Source organism: Hoeflea sp. TYP-13 (assembly GCF_040932035.1).
Classification (GTDB): domain Bacteria; phylum Pseudomonadota; class Alphaproteobacteria; order Rhizobiales; family Rhizobiaceae; genus Hoeflea_A.
On record NZ_JBFRBB010000001.1, the window covers coordinates 1,291,262 to 1,312,593 of the forward strand.

Consider the following 21,332-nt stretch of genomic DNA (forward strand, 5'->3'; position numbering starts at 1 on the left):
CCCTTCATTCGCCAATGTGGTAACCTTACCGCCGAATCCTGCCTGAGGCGCATTATGCGATCGACCGGTCGCAGTTCAGTATATGCGGTGGTGCAGATGCGGAGACGACAACACGATGAGCATAGTGGAATATGATTACATCATCGTCGGCTCAGGCTCCTCCGGCTCGGTTCTCGCAAGGCGCTTGTCAAATGATCCGGATATCAGAATCCTGTTGCTGGAGGCCGGCGGCCCGGACCGGAATTTTTGGCTGAAGCTGCCGGTCGGCTACTACCGGACGATTTATGATCAGCGGTTTTCCCGCATATTCGAGACTGAGCCCTCCGAGGGCGATGGCTTTCGCGGCATCCCGTGGCCGCGCGGGAGGATCGTCGGCGGTTCAAGTTCCATCAACGGCCTGATATTCATCCGCGGTCAGCGTGAGGACTTTGATGACTGGGCAAAACTTGGCGCCCATGGCTGGTCCTATGAACAGGTCCTGCCACACTTCAGGAACATTGAATGTTACCATGGCGGCAGCGATCACTATCATGGCCGCGGCGGCGAACTGTCCGTTTCGGACTTGCGCAACCGGAATGCGGCATGCGGTGCCTGGGTTCAGGCAGCCTGTGAATATGGCTTGCCGCCCAACGACGATTTCAACGGCCATACAACCTTTGGCGTCGGTTCCTATCAGCTCAGCCTCAACGGCCGCTGGCGCGCCAGCGCGTCGTCGGCGTTTTTGCATCCGGTGCTCGGCAGAGGAAACCTCACACTTGAAACCCGTACGCATGTGACAAGGGTGACTATCGAAGCCGGCAGAGCCACCGGCGTGGAATGGATTTCAGACGGCGAAAAGCACAGTGCCCGCGCCGGGCGCGAAGTCATCTTGTCGGCCGGTGCGCTGCAATCGCCGCAAATCCTGCAACTGTCCGGGATCGGGCCTGCCGACCTGCTGCGCAGACACGCGATAAACGTCGTCATAGACGCGCCGGAGGTCGGCGAGAACCTGCAGGATCACTACCAGGCGCGTATGATCCTTAAGCTCACGAGCAGAAATTCGCTCAATGACGATGTCCGCAACCCGTTGAAGCTTGCAGGTATGGGGCTGGACTGGCTGCTTGCGGGGAAGGGGCCTTTGACGGTCGGTGCCGGCCAGGTCGGCGGCGCGGCCTGCACAAACCATGCAGTGGCAGGGCGTCCGGATATCCAGTTTAACGTGATGCCTTTGTCCGTCGACAAGCCCGGCACGCCGCTACACAAGTATTCCGGATTCACCGCGTCGGTATGGCAGTGCCATCCTGAAAGCAGGGGCTCGGTGCAAATTCAGTCGGCTGACCCTTTGAAACAGCCGCGTATTGCGCCGCGTTATTTTTCCTCGGATATCGACCTGAAAACCATCGTTGAAGGTGTAAAAATCTTGCGGGAGATTCACCGGCAACCGTCCTTCCGCGATCAATGGAGTGAGGAGATCGTGCCGGGTGCCACGGTGCAGAGTGACGAGCAGATCTGCGATTATGTCCGCAACACCGGGGGAACCGTTTTCCACGTCGTTGGCACGTGCCGGATGGGAAGCGACGAGCAGGCGGTCGTCGACCCGCAACTGCGGGTGCGCGGCGTTGAGGGGCTACGCGTCATCGACGCCTCGGTAATGCCGAAAGTCACATCGGCAAACACAAACGCCGCCACGCTGATGATTGGAGAAAAGGGCGCAAGCCTGTTGCTTGATGAAGGCCGGGAAGTGCAGCAGAATTCACTGCAAACGGCGTAGACATGTTCAGGCGTCTTTCACGGGCTGCGTAACCCGGCGATTGCCCGCGCCATGCGAAGCCCGCAAGGCTGTGATGCCCAAACGGCAAAGTACATTGCATTGCCATGCTGATATCTGTGGCGCTATCAATCGAATTTTGAGACCGGAGCACATATTTTCAAATGGGTTCGAACACCAAAGGCGCGCTTGTGGGGCTGCTTGGCTTTGCGATATTCGCCACCCATGACGTGATCGTCAAATATCTCGGTGCCACCTACAGCCCGTACCAGATCTTGTTTTTCAGCGTGATGTTTGGCTTCCCGCTGGTTTCATTCATGCTGGTTCGCGATGCGAGCGCCGACACGATGCGCCCGCGCCATCCCTGGTGGACTGTAATCAGAACCGTTTCGATCCTTGTTTCCTCGTCCTGCATTTTCTACGCCTTTTCGGTTCTGCCCCTGACACAGACATACTCGATCCTTTTTACCGTTCCCCTGATCATCACCTTGCTGTCTATCCCCATTTTGGGCGAGCGTGTCGGCCTGCACCGTGGCGGCGCAGTTCTGGTCGGGCTGGTCGGCGTTCTGATTGTTGTGCGCCCCGGTGCTTCCGAGTTCACCCTGGGACACGTGGCCGCCTTCGTTGGCGCATTTGGCTCCGCACTTGCTTCGATCATCGTGCGTCGCATCGGCCGTCACGAGCGGGATCTTGTCCTGCTGCTCTTTCCGATGCTCGGCAGCTTTTTGGTGATGGGCGCTTTGATGCCGTTCGATTACAAACCGATGCCGTTGAGCGATCTGGTGGCGGTGGCTGTCCTGTCCGTGCTCGGTTTTGTTGCGCTGAACTGCATGATCGGCGCCTACAAGGCCGCTGAGGCGGCGATCGTTGCCCCGATGCAGTATTCGCAGATCCTGTGGGCGACGCTCTTTGGCTTGCTGTTTTTCAACGAAGTCCCCGAAGAGCGCACGCTCGTCGGCGCCGTAATCATCATCATAAGCGGCCTTTACATAGTCCTGCGCGAAAGCCGCAAGGACGTATCCGAAAACACCCCTGTGCTCCGCACCCGAAGCAGGATTGCAGCGGGCACATATTTCCGCATCGGACCGATGATGAGAGCTGCGCGGAAGCGGAAGAACAAGGACAAGTAAACACTGATTGGCGAACGCTCCGGCTGACCGGGCTCATCTTTGTCAGGCTGTTCCCCGAATAATCCGCTGCAGAACATCCCCTCGAATTCCAAGTCCGGAGGCGAGGTTCGCGATGAAATGGAGGGGCCGCCCATCTTCTCATTCCTGTTGGAGCAGGTCAAAAAAGGCGGAAACTGAGCGGATCGCGAATGTCGGGAAATTCACAAAATCCCTAACCGATTGAAGTATAATTGAAAAAACTGGTCGGAGTGAGAGGATTTGAACCTCCGACCCCCTCGTCCCGAACGAGGTGCGCTACCAGGCTGCGCTACACTCCGACTGCAGGCGGGCCCGTGCCTGATCTTGAAGGGCCGCCGTGACCGCGTCTCACTGTTGCAAAGCGGTCTTGTGGGAGGTGTAGGTAATCGGGAAATACGCTGCCGTCAAGTGAAGAATTCACCGGAAAATGGTGGTTTGTTTTGCGTTGTTTGAACTGATGCCGCTTCGCGCGGAACAGGTTTGACTTACGGATACTCGCGCTGTGATCAAGTGTCCGCATAACGCCCAAAATGGCTATTGTAATCGATTTAAATTCGGTTATGTTGCGGCCCAACCATCCTGGGCACAGGAACCGCCGACATGTCCGTTCCAGTTAAAACGCGCTGAATTTTCTGGTGCGTGAGGCTGCGCGGCTGGTCAGCACCGTTCGGACGGTGCGCGATTTGCCGGTATCATGTTCCGGTCATTGCGGTCACAGCCCGCACGGAGAGCCCAAACCGTTGGCGTAAAGGAGCAGGCGCAAATGAAACGTTCACGCATCAACGAGATTTTGCTGGAGGCTGACAGCTTCATGCAGTCCTTCGGTTTTCGGCTGCCGCCCTTTGCTTACATGTCGCCCGAAGAGATGAAACAGCGCAGAGGCGAACTGAACGCAATCGTCGATGCCCGCCTCGGTTGGGACATTACCGATTATGGTGAGGGCAGGTTCGACGAAATGGGCCTGTTTCTTTTTACTGCCAGGAATGGCTCGCTTGCCGATCTGCAGGGCGGTGGCGGCATGTGTTATGCGGAAAAGATCATGATTTCGCGCCGAGACCAGCTTTCACCGATGCACCGGCATATCGTCAAGACTGAAGACATCATCAATCGTGGCGGCGCGAAACTGGCGATAAAGATGTATGAATCCGACGGTGACGGCAATCTCGATGAAAGTGCTGCTGTGCCGGTGGTTTGTGACGGCATTCCGCGCACGCTTTCCGCCGGTGACACGCTGGTTCTGGAACCTGGTGAAAGCGTTACACTTCGGCCTGGCAATTGGCACGCATTCTGGGGCGAGGGGGGTGACGTGCTGATTGGCGAGGTTTCCACCGTCAACGACGATATGACAGACAATATCTTTTTTGAGCCCATTGGCCGCTTTTCCGATATCGAGGAAGATACCGATCCGGTCCATCTTTTGGTGTCGGACTATGAAAGGTGGCTGGCATGATCCTTTGTTGCGGCGAGGCGCTGATAGACATGCTGCCACGGCAATTGCCGGAGGGGGAAAACGTGCTGCTTCCTGCCGCAGGCGGTGCGGTTTTCAATACCGCGGTGGCGCTTGGTCGGCTGGGTGTCCAGTCCGGCTTCTTTTCGGGTCTGTCGACGGATATGTTCGGCCGCCAGCTGGAAGATGCGCTTAAACACTCCGGCGTCGATACGGCATTTTGTGTTCGCACCGACCGTCCAACCACGCTCGCATTCGTCGAGTTGAATGACGGTCACGCCCGCTACACATTTTATGACGAAAATACCGCCGGCCGCATGCTTACGCCGGATGCATTGCCGGATCTCGACGAGCGCGTTGAGGCGCTGCATTTCGGTGCGATCAGCCTGATTTCGGAACCCAGCGGCTCATCCTATGAGGCGCTGCTTGCGCGCGAGGCCGACCGACGGGTGATCTCTCTCGATCCCAATATCAGGGCAAATTTCATATCCGATCCCGATGCCCATCGCAGCCGCATGCGGCGCATGATTGCCGGAAGCGATATTGTCAAAGTGTCCGACGAAGATCTTGCCTGGCTTGAACCTGAAAAGGACGCGCAAACGGTCAAGCAGGAATGGATCGAAGGCGGCGTGTCGATTGTTGTTGAAACCCGCGGTGCACAGGGCGCATCTGCCACGACCGGCTCCGGCAGCGTCCAGGTCCAGGCCAAGCAGGTAACTGTCGTCGATACCGTAGGCGCCGGGGACAGTTTCGATGCCGGACTCCTTGCCGGCTTGAAAAATGTCGGCCGCCTCGACAAATCGGCATTACGCACCATTGCCCGGGATGAACTGCAAACGGCTTTGGAATTGGCGGCGTCCGTAGCGGCGGTCACCGTTTCCCGGGCAGGCGCCAATCCACCATGGAAGGATGAGCTGGGGTAGGGCGCTCACGCGCGCAGGATCACCTGCTCAAGCGCCTTCGCGTAATCCCCGGCATCGTCACGCTTCGGATCGAACCATTCCAGTGACCAATTGAGCGCCCCAAGTACGGCAAGGCGCAGATAGCGTGCTTCGGCCTCAACACGGTCCGGGCCGAGCAGATCGTCGATCAGCCTGGCCCATATATCCTCATAGGCTCGGCGCACGGCACGCAATTCTTCCTGAACAGCGAGCGGCGTATAGGGAAAGCAGCGAATGTGGGCCGACGTGTATTCGCTTTTTAAAAGCAGCGCCTCGAGATGCGCGTGGATTGCAATGGAAACCCGCTCGGCGGGGGTTGTCACAGGGCCTGCTTCCTCTATCCGTGCCCTCACGGTTTGCGCGACGGTGTCGACGCCGATGCGCAGCACTTCGATGGCCAGTTGTTCCTTGGAAGTGAAGTGGTAATAGAGGCTGCCGGCCTTCATGCCGACCCGAGCGGCAAGCTCGCGCAGGGATGTGTCGCCATAGCCTTTTTCCAGAAACAGCTTTGCCGCCGCGTCGAGAATTTCGCGGCGTGAATCCGGCACGCGTTTTTGCGTATCCGGTGCAACCGATGCTCCAATTGCTGACGGCATGCCGTTTTCCTTCTGACTTGGCTTCAAGTTCGCCGAATGCTTACAGGCGTTTGGCGATTTCTTCCAGCATGACTTCAGTCGCCCCGCCGCCTATTGCCTGCACACGTGCATCGCGCGCCATGCGTTCGATGGCCGAGCCGCGCATATATCCGGTGCCGCCATGGAACTGAAGACAGTCATACATGACATCGTTGACCAACTCGCCGCATAGGGCCTTGACCATGGAGACTTCCCTGATGACATCGTGGCCGGCGGCGTCCCGCTCCGCTGTCGCATAGACAAGCTGCCGCGCGGCCTCCACCCGGGCAGCGAGCATGGAAAGCCGCTGCCTGATCGCCTGCTTGTCCCACAGCGCCTGGCCAAAGGCCTTGCGGGTACGCACATAGTCGATGGTCAGATCGAGTGCCGCCTGGGATTCTCCCACCGCCATTGCGCCGATGACGAGGCGTTCGTTCTGGAAGTTCTTCATGATGGAATAAAAGCCGTGCCCTTCCTCGCCAAGCACGTTTGCCGCCGGAACGCGGCAGTCCTCAAAGACGAGTTCGGCAGTATCGGAAGAGCGCCAACCGTGTTTGTCGAGCGTGCGGGCAACGGAAAACCCGGCCGTGCCTTTTGGTACAAGGAACATCGTGACATTACGGCTGGGCTTGTCGGAATCGCCGGTCTTGGCGGCGATGCAATATAAATTGGCATGCACGCCGTTGGTGATGAACATCTTCGAGCCGTTGAGGATGAAGTCGTTGCCCTCGCGCCTTGCGGTGGTGCGGATGCCTTTCACGTCTGAACCGGCGTCCGGCTCTGTGACGCCGACCGCCGTGATATATACACCGGAGATGATGCCGGGCATGAAGGCCGCCCTCTGCTCGTCACTGCCGCCGTTGAAGACATGGACGGACGCCATGTCGGTGTGCACCAGCGCGGTTATTGCAACGCCCGAGTATGTCGATTTCCCGAGCTCTTCGGCCAATACGACTGTCGCCAGCGTGTCCATGTTGGAGCCGCCATATTCTTCCGGGTAGCGGATGCCGAAAAAGCCGAGGTCGCCCATCTTTCGAAGAACGTCGCGCGGCACCATGCCATCCTCTTCCCAGGCATCGGCGTACGGCTTGATCTCTTCTTCGACAAAGCGGCGAACCTGGTCGCGCAGCATGCGGTGTTCCTCGCGAAACGGTCCGGTGTCTCCGGTTCCAGAGTGCATATCCGTTTCCCGTGCCGTCACAGTCATTCGCAAAACTCCTTTGCATGTACGATCTGAGGAGGGGTTGACCCGCCTTCCACAATCTGTGTAGCGTTACCTAACAGTCGTTAGTTAGGTTAAATCCGGATCGAACCCATGTCAAATCAATCGGAAGACAACCCTGCCAGAGCGGCGGGCGAGGCGGGTCTTGAAGATCTCATCGCCACATTGCGCTCTAAACACGCCTCTGTGCTGGCCGGCGGCGGCAAGGCAATGCACGACCGTCATCGTGAGCGCGGCAAGATCCCCGTCCGCGAGCGCATTGAGTTGCTGCTCGATCCGGCAAGTCCGTTTCTCGAACTCTCTCCGCTGGCAGCGCATGGCCTTTACGGCGGCGATGTCGCCGCTGCCGGCATCGTAACCGGCATTGGTATGATCCACGACATTCCCTGCATGCTGATTGCCAATGATGCGACTGTGAAGGGCGGCTCCTTTTTTGCCGAGACGGTGCGCAAGCACCTGCGCGCGCAGGAAATCGCCGAGGAGCACCGGTTGCCATGCCTCTATCTGGTCGATTGCGGCGGCGCATACCTGCCCGAGCAGGACAAGGTCTTTCCCGACCGCGATCACTTTGGCGGATCGTTCTTCAACCAGTGCCGCATGTCAGCGTCGGGCCTGCCGCAGATTTCCGTCGTTTTTGGCGGATGTACTGCGGGCGGCGCCTATATCCCGGCACTGTCGGACCAGGTGATCATGGTGCGCGGCACCGGTCGCATCCACCTGGGCGGCCCGCCCATCGTCAAGGCGGCCATCAACGAGATCGTCGATGGCGAGACGCTTGGTGGAGCCGATATGCACACCAAAGTGTCAGGTGTTTCCGACCATGTCGCGGACAGCGAAACGCAGGCGCTGGCAAAGTTGCGCGAAATCGTCGGTGCGCTTGGCCCGGCCAGGACCATAGCCCCGCCACCAAAATCGCCGAGGCCTCCAAAGCCCGAGGCGGGCGCCATCAACCGGTTCGTGCCGGTGGACCTGAAACGCAAGATCGACACGCATGGTCTGATTGATTGTCTTGTCGACGCCGACAGCTTCTCTGAGTTCAAGCCGGACTATGGTTCGACCCTGATCACCGGCTTTGCCGCCATTCACGGCTACCCCGTCGGAATTCTCGCCAATGACGGAGCGTTGTTTTCCGAATCTTCCCTTAAGGGAGCCCATTTCATCGAGCTGTGCGACCAGCGCCAGATCCCGCTCGTCTTTTTGCAGAATATCACCGGCTTCATGGTCGGCACCGAGGCGGAAAGGGCCGGAATCGCCAAACATTCCGCTAAGCTGGTCTATGCGGTCTCCAACGCGCGGGTACCCAAATACACGGTCATTACCGGTGGTTCCTATGGGGCCGGCAATTACGGCATGTGCGGTCGCGGGTTCCGGCCGCGGTTCCTGTTTTCCTGGCCCAATGCACGCATCGCCACCATGAGCCCCGATGTAGCGGCAACCGTTGTCACCGATCTGCGCCGCGGAAGCCTCAAGGGCAACGCCAGCGAAGACGACATCGCAGCACTGGATGCCCGAACCCGAGCGCAGTTCGAAGAACAGAGCGATCCGTACTACGCAACGGCGCGGCTTTGGGATGACGGCATAATCGAGCCGGACCAGACCCGCGACGTTCTTGGTCTTTGCATTGCTCTTGGTGCCGGCGGGCCGAGGGACACCGGTCCCCGTCCTGTTTACAGAATGTGAGGCCCGGATGATCCGATCTCTTCTCATCGCCAATCGTGGTGAAATCGCCTGCCGCGTTATCCGCAGTGCCAGGAAAATGGGGCTGCGCACCATTGCGGCCTATTCGGAGGCCGACCGTGACGCACTGCATGTGCGCCAGGCCGATGCCGCGGTTGCGATCGGACCTGCGCCGGCGCGTGAAAGCTATCTGCGTGTCGACCGTATAATCGACGCCGCCAAAATAGCTGGCGCCGACGCCATACATCCCGGATACGGGTTTCTCTCGGAAAAGCCCGAGCTTGCCGACGCCTGTGAAGAAGCAGGCCTTATCTGGGTCGGACCGAACACCGGCGCCGTCAGAGCCATGGGATCGAAAATCGAAGCGAAGAAGATTGCCACAGAGGAAGGGGTGGCGGTTGTTCCGGGTTATAGCGGCGCCGACCAGTCGGAAAAGCTCCTGGCGAAAGAGGCCGGCCGCATCGGTTTCCCGCTGATGATCAAGGCGTCGGCGGGTGGCGGTGGCAAAGGCATGCGGATTGTCCGGGAGCCGGCCGGTTTTGCTGATGCCGTTCGGGCTGCTCGCGGTGAAGCTGAACGCAGCTTTGGGGACGGGCGGTTGCTGATTGAAAAACTGATCGCAAACCCGCGCCATATCGAAGTGCAGATACTGGGCGACCGCCATGGCAATATCGTGCACCTGTACGAGCGCGACTGCTCCGTTCAGCGCAATCATCAGAAGCTTCTGGAGGAGGCGCCGGCGCCCAATCTGTCGGAGAAAACAAGGCAGGCGCTTTTCGCCAGCGCCCTCAAGCTCGCAAACCGGATCGAATACGATTCGGCGGGAACGGTGGAGTTCATTGTCGATGCCCGAACGGAAGAATTCTATTTTCTGGAAATGAACACGAGGCTCCAGGTTGAGCACACCGTTACCGAGGAAATTACCGGTATCGATCTGGTCGAGATGCAGTTGCGCATCGCGGTGGGAGAAAATTTGCCGTTTGAGCAGGAGCAGATCCAGCGTTCAGGCCACGCTATCGAGGCGCGGTTGACCGCCGAAGATCCATCCTGCGGGTTCAGACCGGATACCGGCACAATCCACCTTTGGGCGGTGCCGGATCACATCAGGGTCGACGGCGGCGTTGAAACCGGCAGCGAGGTTTCCCCGCACTATGATTCCATGCTCGCCAAGCTCATCGCCCAAGGCAGGGACCGCACCGCTGCGCTCGCGCACCTGGAGACGGCATTGGAGCAGCTGGTGGTCCTCGGCCCGGCAACAAATCGCAGTTTTCTTCTTGATGCCTTGCGAACCGAAACATTCGGCAGTGGCCATGCCACGACCGGCTTCATTAATGAAACCTGGCCCGACGGCTGGCGTTATGACAATGACGAGATTGCCGCCATGGTGGCGCTTGTTGCTCATCTCGACAATACGCGCGTGCGACGGTCGTCAGGAACGACCCCGTGGCAGCAGCTCGATGACTTCCGGCTTCTCGGGAATGCAGGCGCACGCGGCCGGACCAGCTACCGCGTCGATGGTGCTGGCAGTTCAACCGTGATCACTGTCGAGCAGGATGGTGAGCGATTTCATCTGGATGACGGGGAAACAGCCCGTAGCGTTAAAGCGCGGCTGTCGGAAAGCCTGATTGAGGTGACATCCGGCGGCGTAACACAAAAGCTGGTTTATATGCGTCACGGTATTCGGATCCATCTTGGGCACATTTCGTTTGATTTTAGCGCCACGGTCCGGGTGCTGACTGATTGTGCGCATTCCGATGCAAGTGTCGGCAGCGCAGGCAACAGAGCCGTCGCTGCGCCCATGCATGGAACGCTTGCGGAAATCCGCGTCGCGGAAGGCGACGAAGTTTCAGCGGGCCAGACCGTCGCCGTTCTTGAATCCATGAAGCTGCTGATGGATTTGCAAAGCCCGGTTGACGGGCACATTTCCTCTATAACCGCGCAGGTCGGCGAGACGCTTGGCTCCGGGCAGACAGTAATGACGCTGGCCGATCCTGAGGCGGACAATTGATATGAGTGCCGGAGAGCTCCGGCGCATCATGGCCTCTGGCTCGCATGGCGTCTGACCCAGCGCCGCAACGCCTTGACGGCTGACGCCACGGCAATGTGCCGGTGGTGTCTGGCTCTGTTCTCGTAACAATCTCCGGTGTGCAGCATGATCAATCTCCTTCTTCGATGAAGGGACTTTCACATATTCCGAAGTTTAGTATAATCAGTCTTGATTTGGTATAACTATACGAAAGTTTGGGATAATGAGGTTTGATGACCTGAGGTTCTTTGTGCGTGTCGCCGGCCTTGGCAATTTGTCGGAAGCCGGGCGTGAGTTCGGTCTGTCGCCCTCAGCCGCGAGTGCACGGCTGGCAACGCTGGAAAAGACGGCCGGCGCCCAGCTGATGGCAAGAACCACCCGCCGCATTTCATTGACCGAGGCCGGGCGCGTGCTGTTGGCGCATGCGCAAAATGCGCTCGACGAGATCGATACGGCTTTCGACCTGCTTGATGCCAGCCTGGACAAGCCGCGGGGACAGCTTCGCATATCGAGCAACATGTTTTTTGGCCGCAAGCACATCCTTCCCTATCTCAACGAGTTCATGGAGCTCTGTCCCGATGTGCGCATAGAGATGAGTTTTTCCGATCATATCGTCGATATCGTCGGCGAAGGTTTCGATCTCGCCATACGGGCCGCGCCCTTGCCCGATTCAAGCATGATGGCCCGCAAACTAGGCGGCAACAGGCGTGTCCTGTGCGCGTCTCCCGACTACATCGCCAGATGCGGAGCGCCTGCAACGCCAGCGGATCTGGACCATCACGCCTGTATTGGCCTCAGTTCCATGCCGGTCTGGTATTTCGAAGGCCCTAAGGGTGAGATCGCCTGCAATATCAAACCGGCAATATCGGGCGACAGCGGCGATTACGCCTATGATGCTGCGCTGTGCGGCCTGGGGCTGTCAGTCAAATCCGTTGCCCATGTGTGGGAGGATCTGAGCGACGGCCGGCTTGTGGCGGTAATGAAGGATTATCCGGTCGCGCGCACCGGCAACATCTGGGCGATCTATCCTCCGGCCAAGACCACGCCGCCCAAGGTCACCGCTTTGATCGATTTCCTGCTTTCGAAATATGGAAGACCGCCCTATTGGGAAAGGGATGATCACACAGACAGTTCGCCCGGCTAGGTGCGCCACGCAAGCCGCGCCCAATGTCCCGATCCATCCGGCGTTTAATGGTGTCGGGGAAAAGTTCAACAGTGCGTGCAACTTCAATTTGCATTTACAGTGTCAAATTGTCATTCTGCGAAATTATCGTTCCTGAGAGGGGCACGAGGTGAGGGCGTACGGAGTACCTGATGTCTGAGAGCGGGGCGGCTGTTCTTGAAGTCAAGGATCTGAAGACCGTTTTTGAAACAGGCCTTGGGGCTATTCACGCGGTCAATTCCGTCAGTTTTGATCTCAAACCGGGCGAGTTGCTTGGAGTCGTCGGTGAAAGCGGTTCCGGCAAATCGGTAACAATGATGTCGTTGATCGGCCTGCTGGGTTCCACATCGGCGATCATCGAAGGCGCCCACGTCAATTTTGACGGTAAAGACCTGCTCAGGGTCAGCGAGGACGAACTGAGGGCGGTACGCGGTGCCGGTATCGGCTTTGTCTTTCAGGATCCCATGACGTCCCTCAATCCGGTGTTTACGGTCGGATACCAGCTCATGGAGCCGCTGCGCAACCACATGGGATTGACGAGGGCTGCCGCCAAGAAGCGCGCTGCGGAATTGCTGGACCTTGTTGGCATAGCGGACGCAACGAGACGCCTGTCCGACTATCCGCATCAGTTTTCCGGCGGCATGCGACAGCGAGTCATGATTGCCATGGCACTGGCATGCGATCCCAAAGTGCTGATTGCCGACGAGCCGACGACGGCGCTGGACGTCACCATTCAGGCACAGATCCTGGAACTGATGAAGGAACTGCGCAAGAAGCTCGGCATGGCGATCATCTGGATCACCCATGATCTTGGTGTAATTGCCGGGATCGCAGACCGCGTGATGGTGATGTATGGCGGACAGGTGGTCGAGCAGGCGCCCGTTGCGGATTTGTTCAAACATCCCCAGCATCCCTATACGCGCGCGCTCTTGCAGACGGTTCCGAACATACGCGGCAGCCGCGCCGAAAGGCTGCGCGTCATCAAGGGGCAGCCGCCAATCCTTTTGTCTACACCGAGACAATGCAGCTACCATGCCCGCTGCACACATGCGTTCGAGCGTTGTTTGAGAGAAGATCCAAAACGGCTGAATGTGGGGCAGGGCCACGACGTGGCCTGTTTCTGGGACCCGGCAACCGGAGAGCCGCGCGATGAATGAAATGCCGTCGACACCGCTCGTCAAGGTCCGCGGATTGAAAATGCACTTCCCGGTGCATGCGGGCATTTTTCGGCGGCATGTCGGTGACATCAAGGCGGTCGACGACATCTCGCTGGACATCAAGGAAAGCGAGACCCTGGGCCTGGTGGGTGAGTCCGGTTGCGGCAAGTCCACGGCAGGCAGGGCGGTTCTCAGGCTCTACGACATAACCGATGGGTCGATCACCATCGACGGCACCGATATCAGCGCAATCGACCGGGACAAGCTGCGTCATCTGCGGCCCAAGATGCAGATGATATTTCAGGATCCCCAGGCAAGTCTCAATCCCCGCATGACGGTGGCCGGGATCATCGGCGAACCGCTCGTCGAGCACCTGTCGCTTTCGAAAAGTGAAAGGCTAGAGCGCATTTACGAGCTTATGGATGCGGTCGGGCTCGCTCGTTCCTTCGCCAATCGCTATCCGCATGAATTTTCCGGTGGGCAGCGTCAGAGGATCGGCATTGCCCGCGCATTGGCTCTGCATCCAAAATTCATCGTCTGCGACGAACCCATCGCCGCACTTGACGTGTCTATCCAGGCGCAGGTCGTCAACCTTCTGGAGGATCTGCAGGAGCAATTCGGGCTGACCTATCTTTTCATCAGCCATGACCTGTCGATGGTCCGCCATATCGCTGATCGGGTGGCGGTCATGTATCTGGGCAAGATCGTCGAGCTTGCGCCGCGCGACGAACTCTACGCCGCGCCGCTGCATCCCTATACGCAGGCTCTTCTGTCGGCCGTTCCCGAGCCCGATCCTGTGCGCGAAAGTGAGCGCAAGCACATTATTTTGACGGGTGACGTGCCGTCGCCGGCCAATGCACCGGTCGGCTGCAATTTCTGCACGCGCTGTCCAAGAGCAGAGGATATCTGCCGGCAGATCGATCCGGAATTCCGCGAGGTGGCGGCAGGGCATTATACGGCCTGTCACCTTGTGGAAGGAACAACAAGACAGACCGGGGAACCAACCGCCGGCAAAGAGGTAAAAACGTAAAATCAGGGGAAGAAAAATGAAAGCAGGAAAACTCTTTTTCGGGGTGCTCGCCACGCTGGCGATAGCATCGCCGGCCTTGGCAGAGCGCGGTTCCGACGGCGAGGTCAAGATCATCTACTGGCAGGCACCCTCGACGATGAATCCTTATCTGTCGGGCGGAACGAAAGAACTTGAGGCAGCCTCTTTGGTCCTTGAGCCGCTGGCGCGTTACGACCAGGACGGCAACATGGTTCCGTGGCTGGCAGAAAGCGTTCCGACAGTCGACAATGGCGGCGTATCCGCCGATCTCAAAACCATCACATGGAAGCTGAGGGACGGGCTTGTCTGGTCCGACGGCAGCGCGGTGACATCTGAAGACATCATCTTCTCGTGGAAATACTGCACGGACCCGGAAGGCGGCTGCGCCCAAAGCGAAAAATACAACGACGTTGCCGACGTGAAGGCGGTTGACGACCGGACCGTGACTGTCACGTTCGGTGTCCCGAAACCTTTCCCGTACGGGCCGTTTGTCGGTGCACAGGCACCCATTATCCAGGCCGCGCAATTTGCAGATTGCCTCGGCGCCAAGGCACCCGAATGCACGGACGCCAATTTCGGTCCGATCGGGACCGGCCCGTTCAAGGTGACGGAATTCCGTCCGAACGACGTGATTTCGTTTGACGCGAACCCGAACTACCGCGATCCGGCCAAGCCGGCCTTCGCTAAAGTGACGTTCAAGGGCGGTGGCGATACGGCCGCGGCAGGACGGTCGGTTCTTGAAACCGGCGAATTCGACTATGCGTGGAATATGCAGCTTGCTCCCGATGTCCTGGCCGCGATGGAGGCAAAAGGCAAGGGAAAGGTGGTCTCCGCATTCGGTACGCTTGTCGAGCGCATCATGATCAACCTGACGGATCCGAACCCGGATCTCGGTGACGAACGCGCGACCGCAAAACATCCACATCCGTTCCTGTCGGATCCTGCAGTCCGCCAGGCGCTCTCCATGGCGGTCGACCGGGCGCTGCTTGTTGAAATCGGGTACGGCGATGCCGGGCGTCCAAGCTGCAACGTGTTGCCGGCTCCGGAAATCTACAAATCGACGGCCAATGACGGCTGTTTGGTTCAGGATGTCGAGGGTGCCAAGAAGTTGCTCGACGATGCCGGATGGGTCGCTGGTGGCGACGGCGTCCGCGCCAAGGACGGCGTACGCCTTTCGATGCTCTACCAGACCTCGACAAATGCCGTTCGCCAGGATTTCCAGGCCCTGATCAAGCAGTGGTGGGCCGATATCGGCGTTGAAACAGAATTGCGCAACATCGATGCTTCTGTATTCTTCGGCGGCGATCCGGGCAGCCCCGACACGTTCCAGAAATTTTATGCGGACGTGGAAATGTACGCCAACAACTTCGATGGGACAGATCCTGAATCCTACATGGCCAACTGGGAGTGCAAACAGGCACCGAGACCTGAAACCCAGTGGCAGGGCAACAACATGCCGCGCTATTGCAACGAGGACTATGATGCGCTTGTCGCCAAGATGGCACAGACCGGTAAGCTCGAGGAGCGAGCCGAACTCGCCAAGGCGATGAACGATAAGCTGATGCAGGAATACATCATACTTCCGCTTGTCGATCGCGGTCGTGTTTCGGCTCATTCCAACACGCTCGGGGGCGTCGTCCTCAACGTGTGGGATTCCGAGCTCTGGAATATCGCCGACTGGCACCGCACAAAGACCCAGTAACGGTCCGTTGCCGCTCCGGGCACCACCCGGGGCGGCTTTTGACTCCGCTGACCTGAGACATTTATGCGATGCTGACTTACACAGTTCGCCGGCTGCTGCTGGCGATACCGACGCTGATTGCGATCAGCCTTATCATATTCCTGCTGCTTGATCTGGCGCCAAGCGATCCGACCGCGAACCTGCCGCTGACCATCCCGCCGGAAGTGCGAGAAAAGATCCGCCAGTCCCTCGGGCTCGGCGAGCCGATCTACATTCGCTACCTCCTTTGGTGCAAGCAGTTCTTCGTCAACGAGCCGCTCAACATGTTAGAGCAGTGGTTCGGCTGGGATATTGGCGGTGACCGGCTGCGGGTCCTGAGCTGGCAGACGCGTTCTCCCGTTGTCGATCTCATTGTCCAGCGCATGCCGCAGACCCTTTGGGTGGTCGGCATGTCCTATGTTGTAGGCGTGCTGATCGCGTTGCCTATCGGAATTATCTCCGCCTACCGGCAATATAGTTGGTTCGATCAGGCCGGCACTTTCATATCAATGGTGGGCTTTTCGGTGCCGACCTTCTTTACCGGTGTCCTCGTCATTGTGATATTTTCGGTCTGGCTTGGCTGGTTTCCATCGATCTATGACACCACGCACCGGGTGACCGACTGGCAGAGCTTTTTATTCCAGGTCAGGCAAATGATCATGCCCGTGGCTGTTCTGGCACTGTTCAACGCTGCCCAGATCAGCCGTTTCATGCGTGCATCGATGCTCGACAATCTCAACCAGGACTATGTGCGCACCGCCAGAGCCAAGGGCATGGGCGAACGCACGGTCGTTCTGATCCACGTGCTGCGCAATTCTCTCATTCCGGTCGTAACGGTTATCGCGCTCGGCGTTCCGCAGATATTCGGCGGCGCGATCATCACAGAGCAGGTTTTCAAGGTGAACGGTCTCGGCCAGTTGCTGATCATTTCAATTCAGGGCGGAGATTTGCCGACGGTACAGACCCTGACCTTCATTTTCGCCGTGCTCATTATTGTTTTCAATCTGGTTGCCGACGTCCTTTACGGAATTCTGGACCCGAGGATCCGCTATGACTGATATTGCCCCGAATTCCCTTGCAGAGGCGCGGCCGCCGCAATCGCAGTGGCGCAATGTCTGGGACCAGTTCAAGACCCATCGCGGGGCTGTTCTTGGCATGGCATTTTTCATTTTTGTTGTGCTGGCGGTTACGCTCGGGCCCTATATCTGGACAATCGACGCGCAGTACATCGATATCCGCGCCCGCAACCAGGGACCGAGCCTGTCCCATCCGCTCGGAACCGATCAGCTTGGCCGCGATACCCTGGCGCGTGTCCTCATGGGCGGTCAGGTGTCGATGGCCGTTGGCATTACCGCCATGGCGCTGTCGCTGTTCCTGGGCGCCTTGATCGGCGTTGTCGCCGGCTATTTCAAGCGGCTGGACGGTGTGCTGATGCGGTTGACCGACCTGTTTCTGGCGCTGCCGCTTCTGCCGTTGCTGCTGGTCATCATCATGCTGTTTCGCGATACGCTGCGCGCAGCGTTCGGACCGGAGACGGGTATTTTCATGCTGATCGTCTTTGTCATCGGCATCACCTCCTGGATGCAGACGGCGCGTATCGTGCGCGGCGATGTGCTGGCATTGAAGGAGCGGGAATTCGTCATTGCCTCGCGCTCCATAGGAACGCCGGCGAGGCGCATGATCCTTAGGCACATACTGCCGAACGTGCTCTCGCCCATAACCGTTTCGGCAACGCTCGGCATCGCCAATGCGATCATCACCGAATCCGCGCTTTCTTTTCTTGGCCTCGGATTTCCATCCGACTTTCCGACTTGGGGACGGCTGCTGTTCGATTCTACCGATTACCTGCAGCAATATCCGGAGCGTGTGATTTGGCCGGGACTGGCGATTTCGCTCACGGTGCTGAGCGTGAACTATATCGGTGACGGCCTGCGCGACGCACTGGATCCAAGGATCAGAGGGCGCTAGCGGTCTTAATCAGACCGGCGCAGGGCGCGTACGTGTTTTCGCCTTGCATAAGGCGTTGATCATAACACACTGATTTGAAGGAAAAAATCCTGATTGGATATTCAGTCAGGCAAGGTGAGAAAAACTGGCTGGGGCGGCTGGATTCGAACCAGCGCATGGCGATACCAAAAACCGCTGCCTTACCGCTTGGCTACGCCCCAGCGTTTGTCGGGAAGCGCTATCCCGACTGGACCCTGCACTTAACATTTCCCGGCAGAAATTCAAGCACCGATTGGTCAAAAAATGCCGTTTGTCCCGGGTAGCGGAGGCGATGCGGAACCTGTTGCGACTATTTGGTTTTATAGCGTGATGTCAGTTGCAGACCGACAATGGCGATGACCATTGTCAGCCAGATCGGATCGATCCGCCGCAGGAAAAACGTCTCCAGAAACGATAGGAGCGTCAGAAATATCAGGATCATCATGAACAGATCCGCAAGATTTCGGTTGGAGGCGATCCGGTTCGATTTGACGTAGTTGATCGCCGGGGCGATGAACAGGGCCCAGCACAGAACAATGAAGCCGAAAAGCCCCGTGGTCAGTGCGATGTCGATGAAATTGTTGTGGCCATGAACAATTCCGCGGAAATCCCAGGCCCATTCAAACGGTTTTTCTATATCGGTTACCGTGGGCGTACCCCAGAAACTGTCGAAGCCGGTCCCGAACCAAAGGTTTTTTGGAATGTTGGAAATGCCGTATTCCCATAATGTCACGCGGCCGGTGAAGCTGGGATCCGACAAAAGCGTGCCGGTCAGATCGGCAAGCACCGGCGAATAGATCGTGCCGATGGTTAGCATTGTTAGAGCGATGACGGCGATTGCATAAAGCGCAATGGTCAGCATCGGCAACCCGAACAGGCGCCCGGCGATCACGATCACAATGGATATCGGCAACAGGCCATTGGTTGTCTTTGAACCGGTCTGGATAACAAAAACGAATGCCAGCAGCATGATCAATGCGCCGATGGCCCGGTATTTCGAGCGCCATAGATAAATGCCGAACATGGCAAAGACCGACATCACAGGGCCGGCGATGTTTTTGTGGGAGAAGTGCCCACGCCAAAGGCCAGCATGCTGAGCCTCAGCGCCGCCTTCGCCGTGGACGGAAAGGCCCGGCGCCAAAACCACACCCATGTAGCTTATAGCAAGAACGGTCAGTATCGCCGCTGCGCAAACGCGTTGGAACGATTGTTCGTCGGGCGGCAGAAGCACTATGCAGGAAGCGACAAGCATTCCGATCAGCGTGAGAATGACGGAGCGTGTTGCCGATGCCGGCTCGGGCGCAACGGCAATGGAGATCGCCATGACCACCACGATCCCGATCCAGGCGGGGGACACGAATATCCTGAGCAGCCTGTGGTTTACCAATGTGAGCAAGGCGCCGACCGCAATCGTTCCGGCAATGAGGAATCCGATCTGGTTGAGGGAATCGCCCTGCTGCGGCTCAAGGTCGATCAGGCTGACGGAATTGAACGGCCGAAGCGACAGCATGAGCAGGCACAGCGCGCAAAAAGCCAGCAGGTTGGCTGCCGTCCTTTGCAGCTTCTCCGTGGAAACGGTGCCGCTCGCCGCGTGTTGCTCGTGACCTGCGATAGTCATCGCTCTGCCCGGCTAAAACCGGGTCCTTTTGCCGCTCAGCGGTCAACCCCATGTGCCCGCAATTACCATCCGACAGTTGCCGAATATGGTTAAGGCTTGGTTTCCCTGGCACATGTGCCGGTGCAATGGCCGCTTATGCGCGGCCATTACATATGGGATTACCGGTCGGAGACTTCCCAGTTCGGGTTGATCCACGGCTGCAGATTGGAGCGGGGCAGGGGCTGCGTTTCCAGGATGTGGTCGGAAGCTTTTTCGCCAACCATGATCGACGGCGCATTCAGATTGCCGTTGGTAATCTCCGGGAAAATGGACGAATCCGCGACACGCAAACGGTCAATCCCGATAACACGGCATCTTGAGTCAACAACGCTCATCGGATCGTCTGCGCGGCCCATCTTGCAGGTGCCGCACGGATGAAAAGCGCTTTCAGCATGTTCCGAGATAAATGCATCGAGTTCTTCGTCAGACTGCACATCTGGTCCCGGGGCAATCTCTCGACCGCGATAGCTGTCGAATGCGGACTGCCCGAAGATTTCGCGGGTAAGGCGGATGCAGTGGCGGAAATCCTCCCAGTCGGATTGCTCGCTCATATAGTTGAAGCGAATGATCGGCGCATCGTTGGGATCGGACGATCGCAGGGTGACATTGCCGCGCGATTTGGAGCGCATCGGCCCGACATGGGCCTGGAAACCATGCGCCTTTGCCGCCGCCTTGCCGTCGTAGCGGATGGCGACGGGAAGGAAATGATACTGGATATCGGGATATTTGACGCCCGCGCGCGAGCGCAGAAAAGCCGCGGCCTCAAAATGGTTGGACGCGCCGAGTCCTGATTTGAAGAACAGCCATTCGGCACCGATCAGCCCTTTTGAAACCAGGTTAAGCTTGGAATAGAGCGTGATCGGCTGCGTACACTCCTGCTGGACGTAGAGTTCAAGATGGTCTTGCAAATTGGTGCCGACACCCGGTCTGTCAGCGACGACATCGATGCCCAGTTCGCGCAGTTGTTCGCCGGGGCCGATACCGGAGAGCATCAGCAGCTTCGGTGAGTTGAAGGATGATGCCGCGACGATGACTTCGCGGTTGGCGCGCACCGTCTCGATCTTTCCACCGCGCTGTATCTCCACGCCGGTGGCCTGGCCGTTTTCGATGATGATCTTCCGGGCGAGAGCTTTGACGAGGCGTAAGTTTGGCCGTTTCAGTGCCGGTTTGAGATAGGCGTTGGCCGCCGACCAGCGTTTGCCTCGATAGATCGTCTGCTCCATCGGACCGAAGCCTTCCTGCTTCTCGCCATTGTAGTCCTCGGTGATCTCAAAACCGGCCTGCGCACCGGCTTCGATAAAGGTCTCGAAGAGCGGGTTCTTGCGGTCTCCGCGCTTGACGTGCAGCGGGCCTGAGTGTCCGCGCCAGCCATTTTGGCCGCCGTGGGACGTTTCCATCTTCTGGAAATAGGGCAAGACGTCAGCAAAGGCCCAGCCGTCTGCGCCGGCTTCCTCCCAGCCGTTGAAATCCTCGGCATGGCCGCGCACATAGACCATGCCGTTGATCGAGGAGGAGCCTCCGACGACCTTGCCGCGCGGCGCCACCAGCCTGCGGCCGCCCAGATGCGGTTCCGGCTCGGTCTGGTAGCCCCAGTCATAGATGCCCATGTTCATGGGGTAGGAGAGTGCCGCCGGCATCTGGATGAACGGACCGACATCAGTGCCGCCATATTCCAGCACGATGACCGAATTCTTGCCGTCTTCGGAAAGGCGGCTGGCCATTGTTGAGCCGGCGGATCCGGAGCCAATGATTACGAAATCAGCTTGCATTTCCTGTTCTT

The 21,332-nt window shown here is 58.3% G+C and carries 16 protein-coding genes and 2 tRNA genes; 12 read left to right on the top strand and 6 right to left on the bottom strand.

The features are described 5' to 3' along the window. Window positions 1-115: 115 nt before the first annotated feature. Window positions 116-1,750, top strand: coding sequence for a GMC family oxidoreductase (locus ABVT35_RS06065; protein WP_368465384.1), 1,635 nt, complete (start codon window positions 116-118; stop codon window positions 1,748-1,750). Window positions 1,751-1,911: 161 nt separating this feature from the next. Continuing rightward, window positions 1,912-2,877, top strand: coding sequence for a DMT family transporter (locus tag ABVT35_RS06070; RefSeq protein WP_368465385.1), 966 nt, complete (start codon window positions 1,912-1,914; stop codon window positions 2,875-2,877). 240 nt (window positions 2,878-3,117) lie between these two features. Here ABVT35_RS06070 and ABVT35_RS06075 read toward each other — a convergent pair. Then, window positions 3,118-3,194: transfer RNA gene (locus ABVT35_RS06075), tRNA-Pro, on the bottom strand. Between the two features lie 464 nt (window positions 3,195-3,658). On the opposite strand from ABVT35_RS06075, the gene ABVT35_RS06080 reads away from it, so the two are divergent. Then, a complete protein-coding gene (locus tag ABVT35_RS06080) occupies window positions 3,659-4,345 on the top strand; it encodes a D-lyxose/D-mannose family sugar isomerase (protein WP_368465387.1) in 687 nt (228 codons plus the stop codon). After that, complete coding sequence (locus ABVT35_RS06085) at window positions 4,342-5,265, top strand: carbohydrate kinase (protein WP_368465388.1); 924 nt, start codon at window positions 4,342-4,344, stop codon at window positions 5,263-5,265. The genes ABVT35_RS06080 and ABVT35_RS06085 overlap by 4 nt, the downstream gene beginning before the upstream one ends. 5 nt (window positions 5,266-5,270) lie before the next feature. Here the strand turns inward: ABVT35_RS06085 and ABVT35_RS06090 are convergent, their stop codons facing one another. Next, window positions 5,271-5,879 (bottom strand): TetR/AcrR family transcriptional regulator, encoded by a 609-nt coding sequence (locus ABVT35_RS06090; protein WP_368465389.1) that lies wholly within the window; start codon window positions 5,877-5,879, stop codon window positions 5,271-5,273. A 40-nt stretch (window positions 5,880-5,919) separates the two neighbouring features. Continuing rightward, entirely contained in the window at window positions 5,920-7,104 is a 1,185-nt protein-coding gene (locus tag ABVT35_RS06095) for an acyl-CoA dehydrogenase family protein (RefSeq protein WP_368465390.1), read from the bottom strand. Between the two features lie 108 nt (window positions 7,105-7,212). Between ABVT35_RS06095 and ABVT35_RS06100 the strand changes: the two genes are divergently transcribed. The 8 genes from ABVT35_RS06100 (at window position 7,213) to ABVT35_RS06135 (ending at window position 17,877) form a co-directional block, all read left to right on the top strand. Continuing rightward, the gene (locus ABVT35_RS06100) at window positions 7,213-8,799 is read left to right on the top strand and encodes an acyl-CoA carboxylase subunit beta (protein WP_368465391.1); all 1,587 of its coding nucleotides are present in this window, start codon (window positions 7,213-7,215) and stop codon (window positions 8,797-8,799) included. A 7-nt stretch (window positions 8,800-8,806) separates the two neighbouring features. Beyond that, entirely contained in the window at window positions 8,807-10,804 is a 1,998-nt protein-coding gene (locus ABVT35_RS06105; RefSeq protein ID WP_368465392.1) for a biotin carboxylase N-terminal domain-containing protein, read from the top strand. Window positions 10,805-11,045: 241 nt separating this feature from the next. After that, entirely contained in the window at window positions 11,046-11,966 is a 921-nt protein-coding gene (locus ABVT35_RS06110; protein ID WP_368465393.1) for a LysR family transcriptional regulator, read from the top strand. A gap of 170 nt (window positions 11,967-12,136) precedes the next feature. Beyond that, window positions 12,137-13,141: an ABC transporter ATP-binding protein gene (locus ABVT35_RS06115; RefSeq protein ID WP_368465394.1), complete on the top strand. Its 1,005-nt coding sequence runs from the start codon at window positions 12,137-12,139 to the stop codon at window positions 13,139-13,141. 1 nt (window position 13,142) lies between these two features. Beyond that, window positions 13,143-14,171 (top strand): ABC transporter ATP-binding protein, encoded by a 1,029-nt coding sequence (locus tag ABVT35_RS06120; protein WP_368466284.1) that lies wholly within the window; start codon window positions 13,143-13,145, stop codon window positions 14,169-14,171. A gap of 16 nt (window positions 14,172-14,187) precedes the next feature. After that, the gene (locus ABVT35_RS06125; RefSeq protein ID WP_368465395.1) at window positions 14,188-15,891 is read left to right on the top strand and encodes a peptide ABC transporter substrate-binding protein; all 1,704 of its coding nucleotides are present in this window, start codon (window positions 14,188-14,190) and stop codon (window positions 15,889-15,891) included. 68 nt (window positions 15,892-15,959) lie between these two features. Next, a complete protein-coding gene (locus ABVT35_RS06130; RefSeq protein WP_368465396.1) occupies window positions 15,960-16,967 on the top strand; it encodes an ABC transporter permease in 1,008 nt (335 codons plus the stop codon). Further along, entirely contained in the window at window positions 16,960-17,877 is a 918-nt protein-coding gene (locus ABVT35_RS06135; protein WP_368465397.1) for an ABC transporter permease, read from the top strand. The genes ABVT35_RS06130 and ABVT35_RS06135 overlap by 8 nt, the downstream gene beginning before the upstream one ends. A 125-nt stretch (window positions 17,878-18,002) precedes the next feature. Here the strand turns inward: ABVT35_RS06135 and ABVT35_RS06140 are convergent. The 3 genes from ABVT35_RS06140 to betA form a co-directional block, all read right to left on the bottom strand. Continuing rightward, window positions 18,003-18,077 (bottom strand) — tRNA-Gln (locus ABVT35_RS06140). 128 nt (window positions 18,078-18,205) lie between these two features. Continuing rightward, window positions 18,206-19,513, bottom strand: coding sequence for an O-antigen ligase family protein (locus ABVT35_RS06145; RefSeq protein WP_368465398.1), 1,308 nt, complete (start codon window positions 19,511-19,513; stop codon window positions 18,206-18,208). A gap of 158 nt (window positions 19,514-19,671) precedes the next feature. Then, window positions 19,672-21,321: a choline dehydrogenase gene (gene betA / locus ABVT35_RS06150; RefSeq protein ID WP_368465399.1), complete on the bottom strand. Its 1,650-nt coding sequence runs from the start codon at window positions 21,319-21,321 to the stop codon at window positions 19,672-19,674. Window positions 21,322-21,332: the final 11 nt, after the last annotated feature.

Excerpts from the sequence above, each read along its gene's own strand:
- ABVT35_RS06065 (WP_368465384.1), top strand. The coding sequence starts at position 116 with ATGAGCATAGTGGAATATGATTACATCATCGTCGGCTCAGGCTCCTCC.
- ABVT35_RS06070 (WP_368465385.1), top strand. The coding sequence starts at position 1,912 with ATGGGTTCGAACACCAAAGGCGCGCTTGTGGGGCTGCTTGGCTTTGCG.
- ABVT35_RS06080 (WP_368465387.1), top strand. The coding sequence starts at position 3,659 with ATGAAACGTTCACGCATCAACGAGATTTTGCTGGAGGCTGACAGCTTC.
- ABVT35_RS06085 (WP_368465388.1), top strand. The coding sequence starts at position 4,342 with ATGATCCTTTGTTGCGGCGAGGCGCTGATAGACATGCTGCCACGGCAA.
- ABVT35_RS06090 (WP_368465389.1), bottom strand. The coding sequence starts at position 5,879 with ATGCCGTCAGCAATTGGAGCATCGGTTGCACCGGATACGCAAAAACGC.
- ABVT35_RS06095 (WP_368465390.1), bottom strand. The coding sequence starts at position 7,104 with ATGACTGTGACGGCACGGGAAACGGATATGCACTCTGGAACCGGAGAC.
- ABVT35_RS06100 (WP_368465391.1), top strand. The coding sequence starts at position 7,213 with ATGTCAAATCAATCGGAAGACAACCCTGCCAGAGCGGCGGGCGAGGCG.
- ABVT35_RS06105 (WP_368465392.1), top strand. The coding sequence starts at position 8,807 with ATGATCCGATCTCTTCTCATCGCCAATCGTGGTGAAATCGCCTGCCGC.
- ABVT35_RS06110 (WP_368465393.1), top strand. The coding sequence starts at position 11,046 with ATGAGGTTTGATGACCTGAGGTTCTTTGTGCGTGTCGCCGGCCTTGGC.
- ABVT35_RS06115 (WP_368465394.1), top strand. The coding sequence starts at position 12,137 with ATGTCTGAGAGCGGGGCGGCTGTTCTTGAAGTCAAGGATCTGAAGACC.
- ABVT35_RS06120 (WP_368466284.1), top strand. The coding sequence starts at position 13,143 with ATGCCGTCGACACCGCTCGTCAAGGTCCGCGGATTGAAAATGCACTTC.
- ABVT35_RS06125 (WP_368465395.1), top strand. The coding sequence starts at position 14,188 with ATGAAAGCAGGAAAACTCTTTTTCGGGGTGCTCGCCACGCTGGCGATA.
- ABVT35_RS06130 (WP_368465396.1), top strand. The coding sequence starts at position 15,960 with ATGCTGACTTACACAGTTCGCCGGCTGCTGCTGGCGATACCGACGCTG.
- ABVT35_RS06135 (WP_368465397.1), top strand. The coding sequence starts at position 16,960 with ATGACTGATATTGCCCCGAATTCCCTTGCAGAGGCGCGGCCGCCGCAA.
- ABVT35_RS06145 (WP_368465398.1), bottom strand. The coding sequence starts at position 19,513 with ATGACTATCGCAGGTCACGAGCAACACGCGGCGAGCGGCACCGTTTCC.
- betA (WP_368465399.1), bottom strand. The coding sequence starts at position 21,321 with ATGCAAGCTGATTTCGTAATCATTGGCTCCGGATCCGCCGGCTCAACA.